At 42.8% G+C, this 26819-nt stretch carries 19 protein-coding genes; 11 read left to right on the plus strand and 8 right to left on the minus strand.

Annotated elements, in window-relative coordinates:
• Positions 1-6 precede the first annotated feature (6 nt).
• Positions 7-1365 carry a DEAD/DEAH box helicase gene (locus tag GTW09_RS14170; protein ID WP_163112418.1) on the minus strand — a complete coding sequence of 453 codons (1359 nt, stop codon included), beginning with the start codon at positions 1363-1365 and terminating at the stop codon, positions 7-9.
• A gap of 498 nt (positions 1366-1863) precedes the next feature.
• Here GTW09_RS14170 and GTW09_RS14175 point away from each other — a divergent pair, with 498 nt between their 5' ends.
• Positions 1864-4020, plus strand: a complete 2157-nt coding sequence (locus tag GTW09_RS14175; protein ID WP_163112419.1) for a putative bifunctional diguanylate cyclase/phosphodiesterase — start codon at positions 1864-1866, stop codon at positions 4018-4020.
• Between the two features lie 25 nt (positions 4021-4045).
• Here the strand turns inward: GTW09_RS14175 and GTW09_RS14180 are convergent, their stop codons facing one another.
• Both GTW09_RS14180 and GTW09_RS14185 read right to left on the minus strand, forming a co-directional pair.
• The gene (locus tag GTW09_RS14180) at positions 4046-4489 is read right to left on the minus strand and encodes a hypothetical protein (protein ID WP_163112420.1); all 444 of its coding nucleotides are present in this window, start codon (positions 4487-4489) and stop codon (positions 4046-4048) included.
• Positions 4489-5697 (minus strand): hypothetical protein, encoded by a 1209-nt coding sequence (locus GTW09_RS14185; RefSeq protein ID WP_163112421.1) that lies wholly within the window; start codon positions 5695-5697, stop codon positions 4489-4491. The genes GTW09_RS14180 and GTW09_RS14185 overlap by 1 nt, the downstream gene beginning before the upstream one ends.
• A gap of 283 nt (positions 5698-5980) precedes the next feature.
• Here GTW09_RS14185 and GTW09_RS14190 point away from each other — a divergent pair, with 283 nt between their 5' ends.
• On the plus strand, positions 5981-7300 hold the full coding sequence (locus GTW09_RS14190) for a mechanosensitive ion channel family protein (protein WP_071980567.1): 1320 nt from the start codon (positions 5981-5983) through the stop codon (positions 7298-7300).
• 7 nt (positions 7301-7307) lie between these two features.
• Here GTW09_RS14190 and GTW09_RS14195 read toward each other — a convergent pair whose 3' ends face one another.
• The 3 genes from GTW09_RS14195 to GTW09_RS14205 all read right to left on the minus strand — a co-directional run bounded on the left by GTW09_RS14195 (position 7308) and on the right by GTW09_RS14205 (position 12524).
• On the minus strand, positions 7308-7793 hold the full coding sequence (locus tag GTW09_RS14195; RefSeq protein ID WP_163112422.1) for a hypothetical protein: 486 nt from the start codon (positions 7791-7793) through the stop codon (positions 7308-7310).
• 233 nt (positions 7794-8026) lie between these two features.
• On the minus strand, positions 8027-10330 hold the full coding sequence (gene katG, locus GTW09_RS14200) for a catalase/peroxidase HPI (RefSeq protein WP_163112423.1): 2304 nt from the start codon (positions 10328-10330) through the stop codon (positions 8027-8029).
• Between the two features lie 451 nt (positions 10331-10781).
• Positions 10782-12524: a PAS domain S-box protein gene (locus GTW09_RS14205; RefSeq protein ID WP_163112424.1), complete on the minus strand. Its 1743-nt coding sequence runs from the start codon at positions 12522-12524 to the stop codon at positions 10782-10784.
• 256 nt (positions 12525-12780) lie between these two features.
• On the opposite strand from GTW09_RS14205, the gene GTW09_RS14210 reads away from it, so the two are divergent.
• Positions 12781-14985 (plus strand): VTT domain-containing protein, encoded by a 2205-nt coding sequence (locus GTW09_RS14210; protein WP_163112425.1) that lies wholly within the window; start codon positions 12781-12783, stop codon positions 14983-14985.
• Complete coding sequence (locus GTW09_RS14215) at positions 14973-15686, plus strand: endonuclease/exonuclease/phosphatase family protein (protein ID WP_163112426.1); 714 nt, start codon at positions 14973-14975, stop codon at positions 15684-15686. Before GTW09_RS14210 ends, GTW09_RS14215 begins: the two co-directional genes overlap by 13 nt.
• A gap of 7 nt (positions 15687-15693) precedes the next feature.
• Here GTW09_RS14215 and GTW09_RS14220 read toward each other — a convergent pair whose 3' ends face one another.
• Positions 15694-16680 (minus strand): LysR family transcriptional regulator, encoded by a 987-nt coding sequence (locus GTW09_RS14220; RefSeq protein ID WP_163112427.1) that lies wholly within the window; start codon positions 16678-16680, stop codon positions 15694-15696.
• A gap of 566 nt (positions 16681-17246) precedes the next feature.
• Here GTW09_RS14220 and GTW09_RS14225 point away from each other — a divergent pair.
• From GTW09_RS14225 to GTW09_RS14245, 5 genes are all read left to right on the plus strand, one after another.
• Positions 17247-18068, plus strand: a complete 822-nt coding sequence (locus GTW09_RS14225) for a sulfite exporter TauE/SafE family protein (protein ID WP_071980574.1) — start codon at positions 17247-17249, stop codon at positions 18066-18068.
• A gap of 47 nt (positions 18069-18115) precedes the next feature.
• Positions 18116-19282: a pyridoxal phosphate-dependent aminotransferase gene (locus tag GTW09_RS14230; protein WP_071980575.1), complete on the plus strand. Its 1167-nt coding sequence runs from the start codon at positions 18116-18118 to the stop codon at positions 19280-19282.
• A 274-nt stretch (positions 19283-19556) separates the two neighbouring features.
• Positions 19557-19922, plus strand: coding sequence for a response regulator (locus tag GTW09_RS14235; protein ID WP_071980576.1), 366 nt, complete (start codon positions 19557-19559; stop codon positions 19920-19922).
• Positions 19919-20503, plus strand: a complete 585-nt coding sequence (locus tag GTW09_RS14240; RefSeq protein ID WP_163112428.1) for a chemotaxis protein CheX — start codon at positions 19919-19921, stop codon at positions 20501-20503. Before GTW09_RS14235 ends, GTW09_RS14240 begins: the two co-directional genes overlap by 4 nt.
• Complete coding sequence (locus GTW09_RS14245; RefSeq protein ID WP_163112429.1) at positions 20503-21819, plus strand: sensor histidine kinase; 1317 nt, start codon at positions 20503-20505, stop codon at positions 21817-21819. The genes GTW09_RS14240 and GTW09_RS14245 overlap by 1 nt, the downstream gene beginning before the upstream one ends.
• Positions 21820-21838: 19 nt before the next feature.
• Here GTW09_RS14245 and GTW09_RS14250 read toward each other — a convergent pair whose 3' ends face one another.
• The gene (locus GTW09_RS14250) at positions 21839-22861 is read right to left on the minus strand and encodes an MBL fold metallo-hydrolase (protein WP_163112430.1); all 1023 of its coding nucleotides are present in this window, start codon (positions 22859-22861) and stop codon (positions 21839-21841) included.
• A 320-nt stretch (positions 22862-23181) separates the two neighbouring features.
• Between GTW09_RS14250 and GTW09_RS14255 the strand changes: the two genes are divergently transcribed.
• Positions 23182-25665, plus strand: coding sequence for a DNA polymerase II (locus GTW09_RS14255; protein ID WP_338024966.1), 2484 nt, complete (start codon positions 23182-23184; stop codon positions 25663-25665).
• A 339-nt stretch (positions 25666-26004) separates the two neighbouring features.
• A complete protein-coding gene (locus tag GTW09_RS14260) occupies positions 26005-26685 on the plus strand; it encodes an EF-hand domain-containing protein (RefSeq protein WP_163112431.1) in 681 nt (226 codons plus the stop codon).
• Positions 26686-26819: the final 134 nt, after the last annotated feature.

Here is a 26819-nt window from a genome sequence, read left to right on the forward strand (position 1 = left end):
GCTTATTTATGCATTTTGCTGTTTTGGGCGTCTGGCCGCTGAGTTAGCGCTGGCGCCGCTGCCATTAGTACTTTTAGGAGCACTGCGTCTCTTATTTTTAAACTGCGCCCCTGTCTTATTTGCACCGCGCCCGCCTTCTGCTCCCCGTGGCCTTTTTGCATTATCAAATGACTTAGGCGCTTTTGGTTTTTTCGGCTTTTTCGGTTTAGATAATGTCGTTACTGGTACCGGAACTTGAGGAGCAAAACCGTCTAAAGTTTCCCTTGGCAATAACTTCTGAATAAGGGTTTCAATGTCTTTTAGACTTTGCAATTCATCGGCGCTGACGAAAGACCATGCTTGACCACTGGCTCCTGCACGCCCGGTTCTCCCTATTCTATGTACATAATCTGCCGGCGTATTTGGCAAGTCTAGGTTAACAACAATAGGTAAATCACTAATATCTATACCACGAGCCGCTATATCGGTAGCAACCAGCACATCTATTTGGCCAGATTTAAAATCGGACAGAGCCTTGGTTCGCGCACCTTGGCTTTTATTGCCGTGGATAGCAGCAGCCGGCACTTTCGCTTTTGACAACTTATCGGCAACGCGGTTAGCACCATGCTTGGTTCGGCTAAATACTAAAACTTGTTTCCAATTCTGCTGTTTTATTAACGAAATCAGTGCAGATGTTTTTTTAGATTTATCCAGAGCAATTAAGTGTTGTTTTACCGCGTCTACCGTTGTGTTCGCCGAAGTCGTTGATATCTGCACGGGATCGCGGGTAATTGTTTGCGCTAACGCAGTGATCTCGGGCGAAAACGTAGCAGAAAACAGCAAGCTTTGACGTTGGCTAGGTAATAACTTCAAAACCTTCTTTATATCGTGAATAAAGCCCATGTCTAGCATTCTGTCGGCCTCGTCGAGCACAAGATACTCAAGCTGGGAAAACTTAACCGCGTTTTGCTGGTACAAATCTAGTAGGCGACCTGGGGTAGCGATGAGCACGTCTACGCCTTTTCGCAATTTCATCATTTGCGGGTTAATACCTACGCCACCAAAAACCACTGCCGTGGTTAGCGGAACATAAGCACTTAATTCGCGTATGCTCTCTTCAACTTGGGCCGCGAGTTCTCGCGTTGGCGTTAAAATTAACGCTCTAACATTATTGCCAGATGCTTTTTTACCATCTAACAACTTGTGTAATATGGGTAACCCAAAACCTGCGGTTTTTCCGGTTCCTGTTTGCGCTGCGGCAAGTACATCTCTTCCCTCCATCACTACGGGAATGGCTTTTTCTTGGATGGGTGACGGTTTGCTAAACCCTTGTTTCTCAATTGCTTTCAACAACGGCTCGGCAAGCCCTAGCTGGGAAAATGACATTAATTAAATAACTCCTGAATAATGATTGCTTTGACTGAAAAGCAGTGAATACCTGTGAGTAAAGCGAGAATGCCGTTCTGTTAACCGATGGGTTGCTTTGCTAACCAATGGGTTTAAAAATATAAAGGGGATGACCAAGGCGCCGAGGCGACTTAAAAAGCTCTTTTGATTTATAGTACAAGATGGAATTAACGCACGCTGCTGTCCTGTCAAAGCGCGCGCGGAGTCTAGCATTGATAGCACATGATAACCAGCACACTTTTTAAGCGTAGCTCTCGTCTTTTTGTCTATGCTGCATATTAAACAATGCCTGGAAGTAAGGAGCCGCGTAAAAAATAGGCCGAAGGTATAATGGGTATAACGCATAGAAAAAACTATATTCTCACAGGTATTTGTACTGAGTATCTATCGTCAGTTCCCTGTTCACATGAAAAAACACTATACCAAGCTATACTAATATCTTGGTAGTTCTCAGAAAGAATCACGAAGAGTACGTTTTTGAAAAGCCTTCGCTCGGAAATATCATTTAATACCATTGCTTCTATCGCCGTAGTGAGTGCGCTAATTATTGGTTTCTCGATAGTTGTGTACGAAAAGCTGTATGTAGAGTTTGTGTCAGCAGAGGTAGATGCAATTGCTGAGAATTTGTCTATCGATCTGCTAGGCTCCATGAACAAACCTGCTGGAAGTTTCGAGCAAACACAGACTCTATTGCGACTCGACGAGTACGAATATGTTCAATCGGCGGAAATTTTCAATACAGGAAATGAATTACTCGCCAGTTACTCAAGCCAAGCCGCATTAACACAAGGGCCATATTTCTCATCAAGCCCTTCCCCGCAAGAAGATAACGCTGCGATAGATCGAACACTCATACTCGATGAACAATACGCTGAAAAAAAAGCCGTATATTCTCTGCCCATTGGACTGCATAAGTTGAATTCAAAAGTGGTCGTTGTGAAAAATATAGGCGAACTGGATTTTCTGTTAGGAAAACTGATTTTAGTTTTTAACTTAGACGCAGCGCTTAAAGAGAGTCGCCAGCGTTATATTGCTGCCGTAACTCCCTTTGTTGTGTTGCTTATTATTATTTCACTTTTTATTACTTTGCGAATTCAGCGTCGCTCACTTGCCCCACTCGAGCAACTTATTTCCACTATGGATAGTGTGGTTGATGAAAAGAATTATGGCGTTGTTGTTAAAGAGTTCGACAAAAAAGAAACGGCGGCCTTGTCTCATGCTTTTAATAATATGATGTCGAACATCCAAGCCCAAGCCCGTTCCAATCAACAGAAAACAGAACTTCTACAGCAGCAACAATCGCAAATGGAATTACTTGCTAACTATGACTCGCTAACGGGGCTGCCCAATCGACAATTATTGATGAAAACATTGGCATCGAGTATTAAGCGCGCTAAAAACGAGAAAACTGATGTGGGCTTAATGTTCCTCGATGTAGATGGCTTTAAATCAATTAACGACTCATTCGGTCATGATGCAGGCGACAAGTTTCTAGTCTACATTAGCGAAACTATGAAAAACCTGGTTCCGCCGAACGCCGTTCTAGGAAGGTTAGGAGGAGATGAATTTCTCATTATCATTAATGAGAACGTTGAGAGTGACTATTTAGGCTCTCTTGCTGACAAGTTAATTGAAGCTGTATCAAAGTCTCACGAAGTGAACGATTTACGTCTTAACGCAAGTGTGAGTATTGGTATAGCGTCAGCAAGTGAAAGTAACTTTGATAAGTCGCTTCTTATTACTAATGCAGATTCCGCAATGTACAAAGCGAAAGATGCGGGTAAAGCTTGCTGGGTAAAGTTTACGCCTGAAATGTTCATTGAATCTCAACGCAAAGTCTTCATTTCCTCAAAACTCTCCGACGGACTAGCAAACGACAACTTCTATTTGGTGTACCAGGCAAAAATTGGGGCGAATGGAAATATCGCGGGTTTAGAAGCACTGCTTCGATGGCATGACGAAGATTTAGGTAATATATCGCCCTATGAATTCATTCCCATTGCAGAAAAATCAGACCAAATATCGTTACTGACAAAGTGGGTAATAAATAGCGTCTGCAATGACTTACCCTTTATACTTAAGGAGTTTGGAAGCGACACTATTGTATCGTTAAATTTGAGTGCCCGAGACTTAAACCATATTGGGGTGACTGATATGATTCTTAACGGTCTCAAGTCTGGCGATATACCTGCAAAAAATATCGAGTTTGAAATAACCGAAACGGCCTATATGGAGAACTTCGATATTGCTAATAGCTTTTTTGAAGCGCTCAAGCACTTTGGATGTAAACTTGCGCTGGACGATTTTGGTACAGGTTACTCTTCACTGAGTTATTTAACAGAGTTTAACATCGACACCTTGAAGATTGACCGTCAGTTTGTCAGCCAAATTGGCAAATCCCATCGCTCAGAACAAATCACGGTTACGATTATCGAAATGGCAAAAGCGCTAAATTTCACAGTATGTGCAGAGGGTGTAGAAACCGAAGAGCAAGCCCTATTTTTATTGGGGCACGGGTGTCATATGCTGCAGGGCTATCTATATAGTAAGCCCTGCAAAGTAAGTGAGCTATGGACAAGTATCACGCTTGGTCATACTAAACAGCACTCATTCGACGAGCGACTAATGAGTTAATTTTCTGAATTAGCCCACCGAGTGACTAGGGGGCGTGGATAATTTGAACTTCCGTGGGCAACTTCGTCCCCTCGGGTACATAGCCCACCGCACCTTTTGATGTTGAAATAAGCTCTATCATTTGCGATACATTTTCAACTTCCAGAGGAGGTTTTAAACGTCCACTAAATTTCATCTGTGCCCAATAAGATTGTATACGCGACTCTGGTAGCCCTACAACACTGGCATTAAATATAGAGCGTGCCATATGGCCTGGTGGCATTCCCACAGGAAAAAGTGCCACTTCAACTTCATCTACGCGGGTAATGCCGCTCATAAATAAGTCTCGAACCTGCGATCGAGAGAGCGACACCGGCTCTCCACCGATATTAGCAATAATCACAACCCTCTGAGCTGCGTAGCTGTTCGCGCTTACTAGTAGAGTAATAATCAATACTAAGATGATAGGAATGTGAAACAGCCTACTCATTAAAATACCCACTCTAATGCAAACTGGTATAGTGTTGAGCTTCTGTCGAAATCCTCGTTGCCCTCAATAATGTCAAAAAAGGAGGATGCCCCCCGTCGACCATCTAACAGTGACACCTCGGCTTTGAACGCCATATTGGTTCTAAAATCCCAGCGCGCCCCAAGTGTAAGCGAGTCTAAATCACCCTCCGGAAAAAATGAGTTGAGCGCATTTACAGTGAAATGCAACTGGTCGAGCTCGTCGGATACGCCCAGTGGAACTGGATTATCTTGACTAATAGATGCCTGTCGAGAGGAAGTGAATGTTGCATGAAGCAGCACGTTATCGAAGTAGTATCCTCCAGTGAGATAAACACTGTCTAGCGTTGATAATACGTCTATGTCCGACGTAATCTTCATCCATTCCGCACCAACAAACCAGTCTAAGCTATCGAAACTGGCGCCAATAAGAACTGAATGCGCGCCGTCATTGATTTGAAAGCGGTCGGCGGTATCAGAAAAACCTGCGCTATTTAACCCTTGTAACAGCGGGGTAATGCTGTCTACCTCAGCTTCTATTTTTTGACTTGCAATACTGGCCAGTCGCAGCTGAAAACTACCGTAGTTAACTTCGACAATGCCGCCATAAAGCTCATCTATATCAACCTTTGCACTCACTCCCTGCATGTTCATATCGTCTTGGTAGCTGCCGTAGTAGGCCTCAAAATCGACAGAAAAATCGTTGAAACGCGTGCGGTATCGGGCGTTAATACCCTCGTAATGAGAAAACAAAATACTACTATATAGCTGTTGCGGTGGGCTTATCCATGGATAGGCAAAACCCACATCGATAACATCGGAATACTTAAGAAAAGGCGTGCGAAGCCTACCGGCATTAAATTGCAGCGACTCGTTTGGCATGAAGGTTAAATACAGCCACTCAATACCTGAATCGCGATTTTCGCTGCTATGTGCTAAAAGTTGCGCCGAAGCAGAAAAATAGTCATTTATTTTATAATCAGCCTGGATGGCGGCAAGGGACATTTCAGAGAAGCTTAAGGCGTTTTTGTAACCTTGGTAACGGGCCTTATCGGTATCAAGGTAACCACCAACTAGTCTTGCAAAGCCAGAAACAGCGAGTCCGTTATCATCATGCTGTTTGGCATCTACACATGATATGCTGAGAAGATACAGTGCGATTAAAAGCACACTTCTTTTTATTGAGTTCATAACCCAAACACCATTTTTTAACACCGTCATCTATATCGCTTTATTACAGCGCGCTTCAACTTGTTTGACACCATAGTTTAGGACGAAATTGTAATTATGCTATGGTTCTTTAGGTTATAAGTATTTTGATACCGATAAATGCATTCGTTGTGACGGATTGCTTCTAAGTGAAATCAGCGAGCAAAAACAGCGATACCAAAAATAAAGCTTTACCCAATCATTGATAAGGTATAAAACGCGGTTTCTGTATACATTGTCGTATACATTTGGAGAAAACAGTAAAATGAATTATGAGCACTTTTATCAAGCGGTAGAGAGTAAGCTGTCAGTTATTGAGTCGGCGGTACTTTCCACTAGTTTTTATCTTCAGTTGTTCATCATTGCTGTTATATATTTATGTGCATTTTTATTTTCTCGCCAAATTGAGAAAAACCTGAGATTCACAAAGTCTCAGCCCCAAAACGGCGCGCATACTCTACATGGTTTTCTTTACAATTTAGGAAAGGCGCTCTTTCCCATTGTGACCATTAGCCTCTTAAAATTTTCCACAGTTTTAGGCGAAAAGTTCCAGTTTGACGCCTGGTTATTAGATATTGCGGTAGTAGTCGCAGTGCTTCTTTTCGTGAATTCGATCATTAGCGGTTTTGTCGAAAATAAATCTACGGCCCGCTTAATGCGTGTTATCGGCCTTCCTATTTTATTTTTACATCTCATTGGGCTTTTACCCATTATAAATGAGGCGTTAGCCTCTATCGCAATCTCTGTAGGAAACGTGCAAATTTCAGCGTATGGCGTTGCCCGTGTAGTCATATTTGGGGGGCTGCTGTTTTGGCTCGGCCGCAGTTCTAACGCAATCGGTCAGGATATTATTCGAAATCATAAGTCGCTAGATATCTCAACGAAAGAGGTATTTGCCAAACTGTTTGAGGTGGCGCTTTTCTGTGTTGCGTTTATTTTATTGTTAAACGTAATGGGCATAAACCTTACCGCCTTAGCCGTTTTTGGTGGCGCCCTTGGTGTAGGTCTTGGCCTCGGCTTGCAGTCCATCGCTTCGAATTTTATATCTGGCATCATAATTCTGTTAGACCGCTCCTTAACAGTAGGCGACTATGTTGAACTAGAAGACGGTAGAAAAGGCATAGTACGAGAGTTTAAAATGCGCTATGCGGTTTTAGAGACCTTTGATGGCAAAGATATTCTAGTACCCAATGAGAAGTTCATTAGCTCGTTACTGATCAACTGGACCCACAAAGATTCTAAGCAGAGATACCGCATCGATTTTTCTGTTGCCTACAAAACTGATATTCGAGCTATGGTTGAAATTATTAAAACGACCGTTGCCGAGCACCCACAGGTAATTGGTGGAGAAGGTATTCCGTTTGAGGAACAACCAGACTGCGAAATCGACAGCTTTGGAGACTCAGGCGTTAACATGTTTATCGAATTTTGGATGGAAGGCGTAGATGATGGTAAAAACCGAGTGGGCGGTGATTTACTGCTTACCGTGTTTGAAACATTACGTGAACACAATATTGAGATCCCCTTCCCTCAACGTGAGGTTCGGGTTATCAATGAAGGCGATATCAGTATAAAAACGTCCTAGTAACTTGTTAGAAGCGGGCGCGCAATGTATCCCACTGCCATTTTTCAGCAGTCAGCCCTAGCATAGTACAAAAGGTTTTGTAGTCTTGCTCCCCCATAGCTGAAGCAACGGTTTTTAGCTGTGCTTTGGCCTTTATCGCTTTAACTTGCAGAAGCTCTAATCTCACATCGGCGCTATCATCAAAATTATCGTTGATAATTGATTCGGCTTTCAGCGTTGCATCCCAAGCGGTTATGACATAGTTAATTAGCTTGATATACACCACAAGCATAGACTTACGCCCTATTGCTCCATCAAGTACCGAGCCTTTTAGCAGTTGTTTTACTGAAGCCTCAGTGTCTGACTGCACGCTTTGACTTAACTCAGTTAGCCGTAAGAGAAAATCACTGAGCAATTTGAAGTGAAGAGAGCCGTTGAGTTGTGAGCTCTCGAGTTGGTTAATATCATCGCTCAATATCTCAAGATTTATCAGCGTACGCTGGGGACTTGTCATACTTTCTGCTGCCTATGTGCTTACGGCGGGTATGGTTAAAACATACGTGCTTTAATATCGTATCTTACTCTGCCCAAACATATCTGCCTAAACACATATCTGCTTAAAAATGATAACTTTGGCTAAATAGTCGACAATCGTAACTACCGAGTGCCTACCTGTAAAGCAAACGAATTCAAATATTACAAACAAAAAACGGGGCAAAAGCCCCGTTGTAGTTCTTGCATTATCGACTATTTTTTTTCAATTTTAGCCGTAACGTCGTGACGTAAGTCAAAACGGTCTAGCGTCATTACTTTTGTCCATGCATCTACAAAGTCGTTTACAAAACGCTCTTTTGCATTGTCATAAGCATACACTTCAGCAACGGCGCGCAGTTCGCTGTTTGAACCAAACACGAGATCAACAGGCGTACCGGTGTACAGTACTTCACCCGATTTACGATCGAAACCTTCGTATACCGATGGGTTGTCTGTTTTTCTCCACTTCGTTTTCATGTCTAGCAGGTTTACGAAGAAGTCGTTGTCTAACGCGCCTTCATTGTCAGTAAACACGCCGTGCTTGCTGTCACCCACGTTCGCTCCAAGCGTACGCATACCGCCCACAAGTACTGTCATTTCAGGTACAGTTAAGTTTAGCTGATCTGCTTTATCTACTAGCATTTCAGTAGGCGAACGATAGCTTTTCTCAGCATTGTAATAGTTTCTGAATGCATCAGCCGCAGGCTCAAGCAACGAGAATGAGTTAACGTCAGTCTGAGCTTGTGTAGCATCGGTACGACCCACAACAACAGGCACAGTTACCTTAACACCCGCATTAGCAGCGGCTTTTTCAATGGCTGCTGCACCGCCAATTACAATCAAGTCTGCTAAAGACACTTTCTTTTTAGTAAACATCTGAGAATTAAAGTCATCTTGAATGGCTTTAAGCTTCTCAACAACCGTTTTGACTGTTTCTGGCTCGTTCGCTTCCCAACTCATTTGAGGTTCAAGCACAATGCGTGCACCGTTAGCGCCACCGCGTAAATCTGATGCTCTGAAGCTAGCAGCAGAAGCCCACGCTGTTTTTACAAGCTCTTGCACCGATAGGCCGGTGTCTAAGATCTCTGCTTTCAACTCTTTCACATCATCTTGTGAAATTGCTTTGTAGTCGGCTTTTGGTACAGGATCTTGCCAGATGAAGTTTTCTTCTGGAATATCGTTCCCCAAGTAACGCTCTTTTGGACCCATATCGCGGTGAGTCAGCTTAAACCATGCTTTAGCGAAAGCTGTTTGGTATTCCTTAGGGTCTGCCAAAAAGCGTTCTACAATTTTGCGATACTCAGGATCGTATTTTAACGCTAGGTCAGCCGTAGTCATTACTGGAGCATGCATTTTGCCTTCAACGTGTGCATCAGGTACTGACTGGTGAGCAGATTCATCTTTTGGAATCCACTGAACTGCACCTGCTGGGCTACGGGTTTGTTTCCACTCAAATCCCATTAAGTTTGAAAGGTATAAGCTTGTCCATTTCGTTGGCGCTTGTGTCCATGCTCCCTCAAGACCACTTGTTACTGTGTCTTCTGAATGGCCTTTACCGCAGTTATTTTTCCAACCAAGACCTTGTTCTTCTAAACCAGCACCGCCCGGCTCTGCTTCTAGACAATCTGCAGGTTTATGTGCACCGTGCATCTTACCGAATGTGTGACCACCAGCAATTAACGCAACGGTTTCTTCATCGTTCATAGCCATGCGAGCAAATGCAGTGCGAATATTTTTCGCTGAGCCAAGCGGGTCTGGAACCCCTTTAGGACCCTCTGGATTTACATAAATAAGACCCATGTGCGTGGCACCTAATGGACGCTTAAGCTCGCCGTCACTCTCTTCACGGTCACTTGCAAGCATCTCAACTTCTGGTCCCCAATACACCATATCAGGTTCCCAATCGTCTGTACGACCGCCAGCAAAGCCATAAGTGTCAAAGCCCATATTTTCCATACCCACTGTACCAGCAAGTATCATAAGGTCGCCCCAAGATAGACTCTCACCGTATTTTTGCTTTATTGGCCACAGCAGACGGCGCGCTTTATCTAGGTTGCCGTTGTCTGGCCAGCTGTTTAGTGGGTTGAAACGCATTTGACCTCCGTCACCACCGCCACGACCATCTAGGGTGCGATACGTACCGGCACTATGCCATGACAAACGAATAAAGAACGGACCATAATTTCCATAGTCCGCTGGCCACCAGTCTTGCGACGTTGTAAGCAGTTCATTAACGTCTGCCTTCACCTGGTCTAAATCTAACTTAGAAAAGGCTTCTGCATAGTTAAAGTCTTCACCGAGCGGATTAGAGCGGTTGTCGTGATCGCGAAGCTGAGAAAGATCGAGTTGGTCAGGCCACCAGAATTGGTTAGTTTTGGCTTGAAACGGTTTGGTCATCCCAGTGCCCTTGGCACCAGCAGGCTTGCTAATTTCATCGTTAGCGACTGCGCCTGTAGCACCCAGCGAAAGCGCTACAAGTGCAGAAAGCGTGGTTCTTTTAAACCTTGTCATGATCATATCTTCATCCCATTGTTGTTTATAGAGTAAACCAAGAAAACCCAGTGTTTTCCAAAAGCTATTACGGTTAACAATATATTTACTTTTAACATCGATAAAGATAGATAGAAGTGGCCATTTTTGATAGTCGATTAATTGAATTCATTCGATAGCATTTTTCAATCAATCATTTTTTATTTTAATTTCAATACCTTACAAATTAAAAGAAAGTTTCATGAGATAATCGAGAAATCATTAAAGGCTATATGTGTGGAGTAAAAGTGGGCAAAAGAGGCGCTATTTCCTCACAAAGACACTTTCAGAGAAACGCCCTTGACCTGTGGCTTGTAGTATAAACCAGCGCCAAAAGGTACTAGGTCGGCGCCAAAACGGCGCCATTAAATGTACGAGTTTCAAGAATCGCTATTCCAACGATAGCTATTCCAACAATCAATTGGTTTCGACACCAGCTTTAACCGTCAATACCTTTTATGAGTTGGGCAAGCTCTTCTATTTTGGTTACAGTTGTTTTTACGAGGTTATCAATTTCATTTGATGACGATTGAGAGTTTCCTGCCAAAGTTCTCACTTCGTCGGCTACGACCGCAAACCCGCGTCCCATCTCTCCGGCCCTTGCGGCCTCAATGGCGGCATTAAGTGCCAACAGATTGGTTTGCTCAGAAATTGAGTTTATAGTACCCACAATGGTACTAATAGTTTGACTGGTTGTAAGCAACTCTTGCATTGCCCCTTGTGTGTCATTTACTGCTTGTTTGCGCGTAGATACGTTAATGGCAAAGAACACGTATCGCGTAATTTGACCGTTAAAGTTTTTAAGCGCGCTAATTCGTGAATCAAAAGCGAGGTACTTATCGTTATTTCTAAATTCTAGAATTTTAGAAACAAAGCCAGTCTTTTCGAGCTGAGTCCTGTCTTCGGAAGTTAACCGTGACATCAACTCTTTCGCAAAATCTTTAGAGTCGTAAATGCCTTTCAGTGTTTCTTTCAACAATTTATTTGCTTCGACTAACCTTCCGTCCGGCTCCATTTCTAATAGTACCAGTGCACTGCCAATGGCCTGGAGCTTGTTAGTAAAATCAAGCGACATTTGTTTTACGCGGGTAATGTCGGCCTGTACGGCAATAAAGTTAGTCAGTTGCCCTTCATTGAAAACTGGGTTTATGGATAGCGACGTCCAATAGGGTGAACCATCTTTACGGTAATTCAAAATTTCATCGTAAAAGGCGTCTCTGTTTTTAAGCTTTTGACGAATAACATCCACAGTTCTGGGGTCAGTTTCCTCACCTTGCAAAAATGAGCCAGGTTTTTTGCCCCTAACCTCTTCTAAACTCCACCCTGTTAAGCGATAAAAACCGTTATTTACATATTCAATAAGTCCGTCAGAGTCTGAAATAATAACAGCGTTGTCCGTCTCATTTGCCACTAGCGACAGCATTCGCTGTAATTCACGCTGTTCTACTTCCTCGGTTACATCTCTCACAAAAGCGGTGTAAAGAGTGCGGTCTGCAAGTCGTACTTTTGACAAAGACAAGCGTCCCCAAAGCAGCTCACCGTCTTTTCGCTCGACTCTGACCTCTCTGCTGGTGCCGACAATCTTGTCCTGTCCTGTTTCCCTATTCGCATTAACGTAATTATCGTGGTTAGCCTGGATAGCCTTTGGTACCAGCATTTTCACGTTTTTACCGATAACTTCTTCTCGTCTGTAACCCCAGAATTTTTCTGCCGAGGCGTTAAACAGCGTTACTTCATTATTTTCATTAATACAAACTACAGCATCTAACGCTTGTTCAAGAGTCTGCTCAACAATTTCTCTCGCTTCTCGCTCTTCTGTAACATCACGAACAAAAGCGGTGTAATGTTTTTTTCCACCCACGTCTACCTGCGATAAAGCGAGTTGCACCCAAATACGCTGTCCTGACTTGGTTTCCAGTTCCACTTCCCTTGAGCTGCCAACAATTTTATTCACACCTGTATTTCGGTGAGTATTTACATAGCTATCGTGATTAGACTGATGCTCTCTTGGCACCAACATTTTTATATTTTTTCCGATAACTTCTGAAGGAGAATAACCCCACAGTTGCTCCGCTGCATCGTTATAAAACGTTACATTATTATTTTCATCAATGGTAACTACAGCAAGTATCGATTGAGACAATGCCTGTTTTGCAGCGTTTTCTCGGGAAAAGAAACCCATTTGTTTTACTCCAATACATAACCCTTCCAATATATAGGTGAAAAAAATGCTTTTTACCAATTAGACGGGAAAGAAGGAGGTAATTCGTGAAATTATTACAATTAAGTTACCTTCCCATTATCGTCACTCTTTTATGGGAAAGCCTAATTACCAATGAAAAACAATAATTTAGCTTTCTATTTTGGCGTCAATTCATACGGAATGATTTGTGCAAATGTCTTACGATAACGGAGAAAAATAGCATTAGGACAATATCATGACTTCGCAGAATAATATTTTTGAGCCAGGCGAAAACTGTTGGGTAGAGAGCAACGCTACATTCGCAGCTCCCCTTATCGACTGCGCCAATTATTATAAAGCGCTGCACAGTTCGATAGTAAAAGCAAAGCACAGCATATTTATTGTTGGCTGGGACATAGACAGCCGAATTCGTCTTATTCGTGGTGAAGATGAAGCGCAAAGTTCAGCACCAAGCGTTATAAGCGACTTACTAAAATGGAAAGCTGAACAAACCCCTGATATTCAAATTTATCTGCTGCGGTGGGACTCATCCCTTGCATTTTTTGCACAAAGAGAACTTTGGGCTAAAGAAGCATGGGATGAAAAAACCCCCGATAATGTAAAAACCGAACTTGATGACACCATTCCTATGGGTGGGAGTCAGCATCAAAAAATTGTGGTCATTGATGACGAGCTGGTTTTTTCAGGAGGCATGGACGTATCTACTAACCGTTGGGACACCAGAGATCATCCTGTGGTATCTGAGGAGCGTGATGGGCCAGACGGTGAGTATGGGCCCCTGCACGACGTACAAATGGTATCAAGCGGCCCAGTAGTAGCTGATTTTTCGAAACTCGTACGCTGGAGATGGCAGCGAGTTGCAAACGAAACGCCCATAGCTATTCGAGATAATGCGAATATAAACATTGATGCGCCAATTCCTGCTGCATGGCCAGAAAGCTACCCTCCTATTTTTAAAAACGTGGAGTGTGCGCTGGCAAGAACGATCCCTTTTATGGACGAGGTAGAACCTGCACAAGAAGTGCGCCACATGCTGCTAGACCTTATCGGCCAAGCTGAGTCATTTATTTACATTGAGAATCAATTTACTACTCGTCAAGAAATAGCAGAAGAATTAAATAGACAGCTTAAGCTTAAGCCCAATTTGAATGTGTGTATTGTTAGTTCATACGAGCCGAAAGGAAAGTTTGAGTGCGAAGCGTTTTGGGCCAGTCGCATTCAATTTAAAACCATATTAGAGAGTGGTATTTCACCAGAAAGAGTGAAGATGACCTACTCATCTATTGAAGATATGCAGGGAAAACGCGCGTACAAACGTATTCACTCAAAGGTAATGACCATTGACGATAAGTACCTTGTTATTGGCTCATCTAATCTGAGTAATCGTTCAATGACACTGGACACCGAGATTGATACGGTTCTGTATGGCAATACACCAGAAAACAAACAAAGTGTTGTTAACGTTAGAAATGACTTACTTGCAGAACATACGGGTAGAGCGCTGGAAGATATGCCCGCTATTTTTGAACAACCAAACCCTGTTGAGGCATTGATGCAGGGGCAAATTGCCCATGGCTATATTCTTACCGAGGTAAGAGACGAAATATTTACTGAGCAATCAACCGCAAACCTATTTCGCTCGTTGTCAGACCCTGAAGAGCCCTTGATTTCCATTCCAACTCCTGACGGAACGGTTTTGCCCGCAAGAAACCCCAGGCGTAGAAGCATTATGATTGCCATTGGGGTAACCATTGTTGCAGTGATGTGTGGCTTAATGTACTGGGCAAGTCAATCTATACCTTGGTTGAGCTCAGACAGTATTAATGCGTTTCTGGAAGAAAGTAGAGGAACCTACTTTGCGCTGCCTACGGTATTAATGGTCTATGTGGTTGGTGGAATTTTGTTTTTCCCAGTCACCGTTCTTTCGCTAGCTGTGGCCGCGATATTTGGCCCAATTTGGGGGCCAATTTACGGAATGATGGGCGCTTTATTAAGCTCGGCAATATTATTTGGCATTGGTAAACTCTCTGGTAACGCTGGCTTGAAAAAGCTGGGAGGCCCCAAAGTAGCTGCCGTTGACGAAAAGCTTAAACGCAGCGGTATTGTTGGCGTAGCGGCTATTCGAATGCTGCCCATTGCACCATTTAGTTTAGTCAACTTGGTCGCCGGCATCTCATCTATCGGCATTATTCAGTTTTTGGTTGGCACATTCCTCGGTATGTTTCCGCCCATGATTGCCAAAGGCTTAGTGGGTGATTCTATCGCGCAAATTTGGCAAAACCCTTCTGTCGAAACCATCAGCTATCTGGTTGCAGGCATTGCACTTTGGGGCTTGATGATTTGGGGCTCTCAGAAATTTGCCCGCTACTATCAACAGCGAAAGCAAGCTGCGAGCAATGAGAAACAACAGGATAATGAGAGCGAAGAATGTGTCGCATAGTTTCATATAATATCCACAGTGGCGTAGGGCGCGATAAACAGCATGATTACAAAAGAATCGGGCAATTCTTATCGCAAATGGGTGCAGATATTGTGTTGTTGCAAGAGATGGACACCCGCCCTAGCCACCGTGATACAAATCAAGATATCGATGATATTTGTGCCAACAATACCTTTCGTTTAACGGCTTCCCCCGCACTTACTGAACAAGATGGTTGGTATGGTAACGCGGTATTAAGCCGCTACGACATTCTATCTAATGAAACTCTAGATGTAAGTCAGCAAGGTAGGCAACCGAGAAATGTTCAATTAGTACAATATCAGACAGAGGGTGGCCCATTAACGGTAGTAAATACCCACAAAGGGCTTAAAACTAAAGAAAGAAAGTCTCAGTTTACTCTATTGCACCAACACCTGAGAAAACGCTTGGCAGAAACTCCTACACCTCTTGTACTTGGCGGTGACTTTAACGAGTGGCAGTTTTTCTCCAGAGCATTTCGGTCTTTAAATCGACTTCTTCATCAACAGAAAATGGGAGCCACTTTTCCAAGCCAGTTCCCAATTTTTTCACTCGATAGAATGTGGGTGTCGAAGGATATTAATGTCAAAAAATATACTAAAGTAAAAAATCGCAAAACAGCGGTTTTATCCGATCATTTACCTATTCTTATCGACATTGAATTGCCCAAAAATATCGAGTAATAAATGATCAAAGGGTAGCTAAATTTGTTCCAGCTATAGTGGTAGCAAACTCTAAATTACCGCACCAGTGACGCAACGCATGTTGTTCATATACCACCCTTTTTATAGATGACAGAGTGTTGACGATGTCTTTTTGTTGCGAATTATTTTTATGTGTAAACGCATAGACCGTTCGATACATATCTGGCTCGACAATTTTTACCGAGCCAACCAAGCCTGGTTCTTTAAGATGAAATATGGCTGACGTGGGAAGGATCATCACCCCTTCACCATTGATGACTTGTCGCAGTCCCGTCATCAACTGCCCAGAATAGGCATGGTCGTGATTCAACTTAGTCCCGGTCTGCTGCTCGAAGCTGGCGATCAACTGCCCAAGCGCATCTTTTGTACCGGGTGATATCAATGGTAGACCTTTTAATTCTTCAAAACGCACGGCATTTCGATTGGTGAGAAATGCCAGTTCTTCTTTTTGTAATGATGCAGGAAATACAAGGTGCATTTCCTCTTGAATAAGAGGTATTGCGGTAGTGTGTTTGTCATCAATCGCTTCCCGATAAGAAAGCGCTATATCGACCTGCTTAGATTCAAGCCAGTCATTAATGGCATAAGAAGGCCCCGTACTAATCTCTACTTTTTTGTAAGCATTAGCCTTTTCTACCTCTGTAATTAGAGGCAAAGACACAACGTTACCAATGGACGGAATAACACCTATCTTGATTGTTTTTTCATGCAAGCGATTCAGCTCAACAACCGCATTTTTAGCTGCTTCCATTTGCTCTAATAATGCAACTGCATGATTGAAAAAAACCTCTCCAGCCGGGCTTAATGAAACGCCGGCATAGCTTCTATTGAAAAGAGTAGCCTTAACTTCTCGCTCTAAATTCGCTAACTGTTGACTCACGGCCGGCTGCGCAATATTCAGCGCCCGTGCCGCTGCAGCGATACTGCCTTTTTTAACCGTAGTAACAAAGTACGTTAATTGCTTTGAGTGCAAAGTTCGGCCTCTGAGGGATCTCTCATTTATCAATATTCCGCAATGCAGTCAGCAAGCGATACGCAATTGAGATTGCAAGCGATATGCCATAGCGAATGGAAAACACTAATAAAAGCTAGGGTGAGTCCTAAAGAAGTAAATATTTCTCCTCGATTTGTACATGACTTAATAATGCTCGCTAAAAAATGCTGCGCTAAAGCTTTCAAAGCGCTAACTCAGTGTTTATCTGTGCTTCAGAGCTGGCTCAACATTTTTATTATACCCCTAAATATTGTTCTTTCTTCCCTCTTAAGCGAAGAGATCTTAGCTTAATCGTTGATATGAAAATTTTGCTCTTGATGGTGATAATCGGAGGCTTATAAGCGGCCAACATTTAGGTTTGTAACATTTCTGCACAGACTGTGGGCATGGGTGTTTTACCGTCGTGCAGCGTACTTATTTTCAATTTCTTGTTTTGAACATCTCATTGTGAATTTCTTATTTTCAACGTTAAGTACAGCAGTTTGCTCATCAACGAAGTACTTCCAAGCATTTTTAACAGTAATCGTCGACGGAGCTTCAGATAAATGGAAATAGAACTACTGTGGTTTGTAGTTACCTTGTGTATTACCGGCGCTATCGCTGGTCTTACCGCTGGCCTATTCGGAAATGGGGGCGGCTTTGTCGTGGTTCCTGCTCTTCTAGCGGTATTTCCGTTTTTTACTCCACCATCTGAGGAGTTGGTAAAAGTAGCTATTGGTACCTCATTGGCCTCAATCGTGGTATCGAGCGCACGATCTGTTATTGCCCACAGGGCACGAGGTGCCGTCGATTTCGATATACTCCGTTCATGGAGTATTTGGCTGATTTTGGGCGTTATAGGTGGTGTGGCCATTGCAGGCAACACTAGTTCAGATGCCCTAACCGTGGTGTTCGCATCTGGGGTTCTCTTATACTCTGTGTATTTTCTCTTTCCAGAATTCGTAGTGCGTCCCGGGCTTGTATTTGAAATGCCTTCCGGCAAAGGCAAAGCGCTTTTGGCTTTTGTTCTCGGAGGCTTTTCTGCATTGCTCGGCATAGGTGGCGGTACGCCAACGGTTATTACCATGGTGATGTGTCAGCGCTCTATTCAGCAAGCGGTTGCTACCGCTGCAGGAGTTGGCTTTTTAATTGGTTTACCTGGCGCGGTGGGCTTTTTATTTATGACCAACTCTCAGTCTTCTTCTCTCCCATTCGGCACCTTTGGGTATATCAATTTGCCTGCACTTATCGCTATAAGCATAGGTGCTATTTTCACGGCGCCTATTGGCGCAAAAATGGCGCATAACTTTAGTGAAATAAAGCTCAAACGCTTGTTTGGAATTTATTTGGTTATTGTATCTAGCGCCATGTTTTACAAAGCCATTTAAGTCGTAAATCACTGTGACTATTACTGCTATGAAAAAGGAATAACACTATGACAATCAATCGCTCTAGACGCCTGTTTTTAGGGGGCAGTGCTGCAGCTACCGCGATGGGCGCTAGCGGTATTGTTACCACATTGGGAGCTCAAGCAGCTTCAAGCTCTTCTCAGCACCTTTATGGCCCAAAACCTGGGGTAGCAAAACTTGATGCCAATGAAAATCCGTTTGGTCCCAGCCCATCTGCGCTTAAAGCAATATCTGAGGCTGCGTCTCAAGGGGGTGCATACTATGCCTACCCTGCCGCTATGCGCTTAATTGATATGATTGCTGAGCGTCATAGTATTGATAAGAAAAATATTTCACTTAGCGCAGGGTCTAGCCCGATACTTTCTTATACAGCATTAGCGGCTTGTGACAAGGGTAAAATTCTTGGGCCTGATCTATTTTGGGATACCACGTCTAGAGCACCAGAGAAACAAGGGGGACCTGAGATTATACGTGTCCCGAATACCGCTTCACTAGACATAGACCTAGAAGCAATTTATAGCGCAATAGACGACACGATTAGTATGGTGCATATATGCAACCCCAATAATCCAACAGGGAAAATTCTCGAACCTTCCGCGCTTCGCGAGTTCTGTATTAAGGCATCAAAGAAAACCTTGGTACTGGTTGATGAAGCTTATAACGAACTTACTGATGCACCGCCAAAACACACAATGATTCCTCTTGTAAAAGCAGGACACAATATAGTGGTAGCACGTACATTCTCAAAGATTTATGGTCTTGCCGGTATGAGAGTTGGCTACCTTATTGCCTCAGAACAAAATACCGAATGGATTAACAAGTACGGTATGGGCAATTACACGCTTAACCAAGCTGGCTTAGCAGCAGCTATAGCGAGCTACAACGATGATGCATTTTTAAGCTTTTCAAAAGAAAAAATTCTTGAAGGAAGAGGCATGGTCATGGACGCAGTTAAAGCTAATGGTTTGACAGCGCTACCATCAAGTACTAACTTTGTGTTTGTGAATTTGGGAGATGGAAACGCGGAGTATTTTCGCCAGGCCATGGCTGAGCAAAATGTTTTAATTCGCGGCATTTATCGAACGTATACCAATTGGTCTAGAGTAAGTATGGGTAAAATTGCTGACGTTAAGCGCTATGTAGACGCTATACCATCCTCTATCGAAAAGATGTACAAACTACAAAACAGCTAATTAACGTCGTCCAAGCTTATAATAGTCTTTATGTTCACCGCTGCGCCTGTTCAATAGGCGCACTGTTTTGTTATTTTCAGTTGCTCCATCCCACATTCTTTCATTTTTAGACTTAAAGTATAATACGCACAAAAGTCACTTCTGCCATATAATTGAAACATGAGAGAGAACTGCACACTGTGAAACTTTTTTATATAGATTGTTGCAGTAACGCTAATCTTGCACATACTTTACTACTGGGCAAACACGATAATGCCATCTAGGAGACTTTTTAATGTCGATATCTGTTTTAGTTGCTGATGACTCTAAGCTGTCAAGACGCAGTGTGATTCGTGCATTACCAGAAGATTTAGAATATGCCATCTGCGAAGCCACAAATGGCAAAGAAGCAATTGAACTACTTTCTGATACATCCTTTGACTTGGTTTTGCTCGACCTGACTATGCCGGAAGTTGACGGCGTAGGCGTATTAGAATACTTAAGCGACAAAGCTGATGCACCCAACGTTATCGTTATTAGCGCTGACTTTCAGCCAGAAAAGCAAAAAATCGTTACCTCTCTAGGCGCAAAGCGCTTTTTAAGAAAACCTTTAGACAAAGAAGAGCTCGCTATGGCGATGTTCGAATTGGGGTACTTATGAGTATTGTGTTACCACTTGACGAAGATCAAAGAGACGCACTCCAAGAACTTCTTAATATATCTATGGGACAGGCGGCCAATTCGCTAGCACAACTGATTGAAACAAAAATTGATATTTCAATTCCCAAGATTTCAACGGTTACGCCAAATGAACTTTATAGCTTGCTGTTTGAAACAACAGACTCTTTTTATACTCGTCAGTCCTTTTTAGGGGATATACATGGCGAGGTTATGTCGGTGCTATCGCAGTCGGGATTAGCAGAGGTAGCGAAGCTAATGGACTACGACGAGCCTCTTGATAAAGAAGATGTGCAAGAAATTATTCTTGAGCTTTGTAATATACTGGCCGGCGCTTGTTTATCAGGTCTTTCTGACCAGCTAGAGTTAACTACCAATTTAAATATGCCAACGCTATTTCAACCTGAAAAGTCTAATTTTAGCGACTTGCAATGGCAGCACACTCTGGTGATGGAGGTGCAGTTTATTATTGCGATATCATCATTTAGCATGCGCGTTGTGTTTTGTTTAGACGATGAGTCTCTTGCCAGAATGAAAACAACATTGGATGAGCTACTAGGCTAATGTTCGAGCAACTCGTTAGCAAACTTCCCGTAGGTATCGGCATTGTTGACGAACAATTCAACGTGGTTTATCTAAACGACTTTTTCTTAGACAGGCTGCCCCATGAGCTACGCAAGAATTACAAAGAACAGCCGGTTACTGATCTCTTTAAGGGGCAAGGTAAGTTTTTACAAAGGCGTCTGAAATCAGTCTTTGTTCTGCAACATCCTAGCTTTAGTTACTGGGAACAGCGCCCTCACATATTTCCGTTCAAAAGTAGCCGCCCCATCACGGGCGAAGAAACTCAGATGTATCAAAATATGGAAATCATTCCCATAAAGGATAATTCATCTGGTAGAAAGCTAGCCTGCATATTCCTTCAAGACGTCACCGCTCAGGCTAGCTACTTTAGAGCGCAGCAAAAACTGTCGCAGGCGCTGAAAAAAGAACACGCGGAACAGCGGAAGCTGATCAGAAAGTTAGACACGGCACAAAGCCAGCTTATTCAAGCTGAAAAAATGGCTTCAACGGGACAACTCGCTGCGGGGATCGCCCACGAAATAAATAACCCAATTGGTTTTGTAACCGCAAACTTAGATACACTATCCCAGTACGCCACTCATCTTTTGTCTATTTGCGATGGCGTAGAGTCGCAAATCACACACTTTACCGAAGAGATGCAAGAACAAATACAGTCTCTCTACGATAGCAATCACTATGCATTACTAAAAGACGACATTACTGAGCTGATTGATGAGTCTAGCGAAGGCCTTACCCGAGTAAGAGATATTGTAGAAAACCTCAAAAACTTCTCTTTAGAAACTGCAGAAGGCTACCAAACTATTGAAGTGTGCACGGTCGCTAAACAGCTTATCACCCTGATATCTGCACAATATGCAAAACCAGAGTATAAGTTTGAGTGTGCCCATGAAAAATTAGAAGTTATTGGCGATCCTGGAACACTGAAGCAAGCCCTTATGAACGTTATGGTGAATTCTGCACAAGCGATAGAAGACAAAGGATTTATAAAACTTTCTATTGTTGAACACGACAACGACGTTAGCTTTAAAATACTCGACAGTGGCTGTGGTATTGAGCAAAAAAATCTCAAACGAATATTCGAGCCTTTCTTTACCACAAAACCCGAGGGGCAAGGTCAGGGACTTGGATTATCTGTTGCTTATACCGCTATAGAAAAGCACAACGGAAAAGTATCGATAAGCAGCAAAGAAGGTAAAGGGACGGTTGTTCAAATTACCATTCCCAAATATCCCGCGCAGAACGTTCAGCAAGAGGAAGACAGCGCTAGTGAGCAGCCTGAGCAGGAAAACCTATAGCGCTTGCGCAGTTATCAACTCAAACGTTTACTGTAGCGCCACAAAACTTGTAAATCCCTCTATCATCTAGCGTTCTCTTAAGCGTGTTATTAGCCACTAAGTAATTCATATGTGCGTAACACTCGGCAACGGCGAACACCATATTTCTACTCGACAGTTCTCGTTTAAACATAATGGGAAGCAAATCTGAAATTGATTGCGGCGTATGGCAAGCTTCAGTAAGTGCATCAAGGTGTTTGTGGTGATGGCTAAGTAGCTCGTCAACTCGTTCGTGAAGACCAACAAATGGCAACTTGTGAGCTGGCAATACCACTGTGTTTTCAGGAAGTGCTTTAAATGGCGGCAATGTAGTCAGGTAATCATTTAGCGTAAGCGCTTCTGGCTCAGTAGAGTATGCCCCAATATTTGGAGTAATCATGGGCAGAATATGATCTCCAGAAATCAGTACGCCTTTGTTAGCGTTATACAAACAGGCGTGCTCGGGCGAGTGCCCTCTTCCTATCAGAACCTGCCACTGACTACTACCAAACAATAAAGTGTCATTGTGCTTCAGGCGCGTGTAACTCATTGGTATCGGCGATACAACCTGACTAAACCCCTTTCCATCCCCTTGTGTCAGTTTCTCGACAAGCTCTTTATCTAGCCCCGCTCTATTGTAGTAATCGATATCTCGTTGATTCGGCGCACCGTTTTTCCCCGCGCAAAAAGCTCTGGCGGTAAAGTATTCGGTTTGCGACATGTAAAATGGCACATTAAACTCATCAGCAATCCATCCCCCTAGGCCAACGTGGTCTGGATGAAGATGAGTGACAACAACACCGGTAATACGACCATCAATTTTTTTAAAAATTTGCTGCCACAGCTTTTTAGTTGTGGTGGTGCCAATTCCTGTGTCGACTACCACCCAGCCGTCACCGTCTTTAATAAGATAAAGATTGATATGATCTAGCTCGAAAGGCAAAGGCATGGTTAGCCACAACACACCGTCAGCAATTTCAAAGACCTCGCCAGGCTCGGGCTGTTTGTCGGCTAGATACTGCATGGCACACCTCAAAAGGGTTCTATTTTTTTAACCTTCGCTATTTCTATCGCGACCAAAGACCAAAAACAAACGTATATGTCGAATAGAGATCTATAGTACTGAGTTATTAAATACCAATCCTCATAGATACTTACCCATTCAGCGAGACTTAAAATATTCGTAATCGCGGCGTGTTACCGCAAGTATGGTTGTTCTAAATCAAGGTGACACGTGGCGTGCAACAGAAAACAACAACAAAATAGCTCTTGCGGTATACTTGCGTCTCAAGAAACTCACAAGAGTCTCTCCGTTATTTTTTCCATATCGAAGAACAATGCGCTGTGATTAAAAAAGGCTATATTTTAAACAAGACAACCTTTACCGAAAATAAACAGGTATTTGTTGAACTCTGGGTTAAAACAGACGAAAAAACAGTTAGGTTAGTTTCGCCTCCACAGCAGCCAACCTGCTTTGTTGCAGATAAAAACAAAGCAAACCTCGTCAAAGCAACCACTTCATTGGCTCGTGATATTTCATTTACTTCAGCTCAGTTTAAAACACTTGAACAAGAGCCAGTAAGCACAGTGAAAGTAAAAACTGAAAGCCAGATGCACACGCTAAGAAAGATAGCAGTGGAAAACCATATTACTTTGTATGAAGCAGATATCAGAGTAGCCGACAGATATCTTATGGAGCGTTTTGTCTATGGGGCATTGGAATATGCCGATATTAATGACGGCGATGAAATAAAAGATGCTCGAATAAGACCATCGGCTTACCTCCCATCATTTTCATGGATAAGTATCGATATTGAGTGCGATGAAGATGAGTCGTTGTTCAGCGTTTCTATAGCAGGGAGAAACCACAACGAAGTCATTCTGGTGAGACCTCCATCGTTTAAAAATGCCTCTTTGGCTAGTGCTAATGCGCCTTACATACTCACAGTGGTTGACGATGAAAAAACGTTGCTTAATGAATTTTGCGCGCGAGTTTGTGTCATCGACCCAGACATTATATTGGGATGGAATGTAAAGCAGTTCGACTTTGCTGTGCTCTCTCGCCGAGCTACTGCAAATCGTTTAAAACTAATTCTTGGACGCCAAGGACGGGAAGCGACGGTAAGAGCGTGGGAAGACCAAACTTTAGTAAATATTCCCGGGCGATGTACTATCGATGGTATAGAGGCATTGAAAACCATGACCTACCAATTTGAATCATTCTCGCTAGATTATGTGGCAGGTCAGCTAATAGACGAAAGGAAGCTTATAAAAGAGGGGGATAAACTGCGGGCTATAAAAAACCTATATAACAATAACCCTCTGTCTCTAGCAGACTACAACTTTAAAGACAGTGAACTGGTAAATACTATTCAAGATAAAACCCGTTTTATAGACTTTTTAACTCTTAGAGGCACGCTTACCGGACTTGAACTCGGTCGTCCAGGGGGGTCGGTGGCCGCGTTCCTCAACGTCTATTTACCCAAACTTCATAGAGAACACTATGTTGCAGGGGTGCGTCCATCTAACGGAGGGCTCGCAAGCCCAGGGGGGTATGTAATGCGATCGCTTCCTGGCCTTTATAATGACGTTTTGGTACTCGACTTTAAAAGCCTTTACCCTTCTATTATTCGCACATTTAATATTGACCCCTTAGGGCTAGCTGAGGGCTTAAAACACCCAGAAAACGCCATACCTGGCTTCAAAGGAGCAGTATTTAGTCGTACCAAACATTTCTTACCAGACATCATTAAAAACCTGTGGTTGCAGAGAGACGAGGCTAAACGACAAAAAGACGCACCTCGCTCACAAGCTATAAAGATTTTAATGAACTCTTTTTATGGCGTTCTTGGAAGTGGCGGCTGTCCTTTCTATGACCCCAGACTTGCTAGCTCTATAACTTTGCGCGGCCATGACATCATGCAAACGACCGCAAAGTGGATAGAAGACTTAGGCTATACGGTAATTTATGGCGACACAGACTCTACATTTGTGCATTTAAATAATAATGTTTCGCTAGGTACGCCCGCGGAAACCGGAAAAGCACTTGCCAAAATTATTAATGAGAAATGGCATGAGCTTATTGCCAATGAGTTTGAGCTGGATTGTGAGCTTGAAATAGAGTTTGAGTCGCACTTTACTAAGTTTTTTATGCCTACTATCAGAGGCTCCTCTCAAGGCAGCAAGAAAAGGTATGCAGGTATTCGTACTTTATCAGTTGAAAATAGCCCCGAGAAAAGCTCTGAACATTGCTCTGAACATAGCCCTGAAAAAAGAAAAGACAATAATAACGACGTTACTAATATTGAAAGCAATACTGATTCATCTAAACAAATAGAGACTAAAGCCCGGCATGAAGAGCTTGTCTTTAAAGGTTTAGAAAACGTGCGCTCGGATTGGACTCAGTTGGCAAAAGACTTTCAATACGATCTTTATGCCAAAGTATTCAAACAACAACCTGTGAAGCAATTCATTCGAGATGTTATCGCCACTGTCAATTCAGGGTCGGTGGACCATAAACTTGTTTATAAGAAACGTTTGCGAAAACCCCTATCTTCTTACACTAAGTCTCATCCCCCCCATGTAAAAGCGGCGATATTAGCAGATACACTGAATGCGGAACAAAATAGACCCCTTCAGTACCAGCGAAATACCACTATATCTTACGTTATTACCGTCAGTGGCGCGCAAACCAGCGACATGATTTCATCTCCTCTAGATTACAATCACTATATTGACAAACAAATTCGTCCCATTGCAGAAAGCATACTACCCTCTATAGGACTTGATTTTAATGACATCGTTGATGATCAGATGATGCTTTTCTAGTCTGCTCAAAAACCTACTGAATATTATAAAGTTGTTGGTATCAGGCCACTTATAGCATTGTTGTTGTCAAGGCATTGATCCAAGCGGATTGATGTAAGCGCATCGATGTAAGCGCAACTGCGTGTATTTATTTCAAAATTCGTAGCAAATTAACCGGCCCGGCACGCATATCTTACGATCCGTCTTCTCAATTTCTTTCTTTTTGTCAGTTAGTTATACGAATGGCATAACAAATGAATAAAAGATAGTGAAAACAAGCGTCACTTGTAACAAACGATAACAAGTGTAAAGGGCACCTGAACGCCCTGAATGGTTAAACAGCATAGAAGGAATTACGGTATGAAATTTGGAAAATTAAGCGCCATCACCAGTGCAGTCATTGTCGCCTCACTTTCAACAACAGTGTTTGCAGGTCATCATGAAGAGAAAATAACTCAAGACTTCAATTCATTAGATAAAGACGGTAATGGCTACATTATCGGTTCAGAAGCTTCAGGTGTGTTCAACAGCAAACTAATGTCGAAAATGGATATGGACGGCGACAGTATGATTAGCCGGAAGGAGTTCAATACATTCGTTGATGTGAACCCCACCATGTTCAGCAATGAAATTATTACTGAATTACAGACTAATGGAACAAACGACGCTGTAATGACAAAGCGTGGCCATTTAGAAACTATAACAGGTACAGACGGTGATGTTATTGCCGAGAAAAACAAGGAAATGCGAAGCGAAGAAATTCAAGACGCCAAAATGAGAAAGCACAGTCATGGAAAAGCACTAGTTAGCGCAGACGGTGAAATGATTTCAGAGCATAACAAGGAACTACGAAGCGAACTCTCTGCTACAGCAAACGAAAAATTTACACGCCTAGACGCTAACAGTGACGGCAAGCTAACAGAAGAAGAACTCTCTATGACTGACTCTAAAGGTGACTTTAGTGAAATAGACAAAGACGACGACCAGTACATCACACGTATGGAGTTCCGCGCCTTTTTCAAGCAAATAGAAACAGAATAAAATAAATGGGGGTCAGATCCTGAGGTATCCCCACAAATAATGACTAAAATTCAGTAAGATAAAAAATAAAGGGAACATTCATGACGTTTGGTGATCAGATCTTTCGCCAAAAACAAATGAAGGTTAAACGCCAT

This window comes from Alteromonas hispanica, from assembly GCF_010500915.1.
GTDB lineage: Bacteria > Pseudomonadota > Gammaproteobacteria > Enterobacterales > Alteromonadaceae > Alteromonas > Alteromonas hispanica.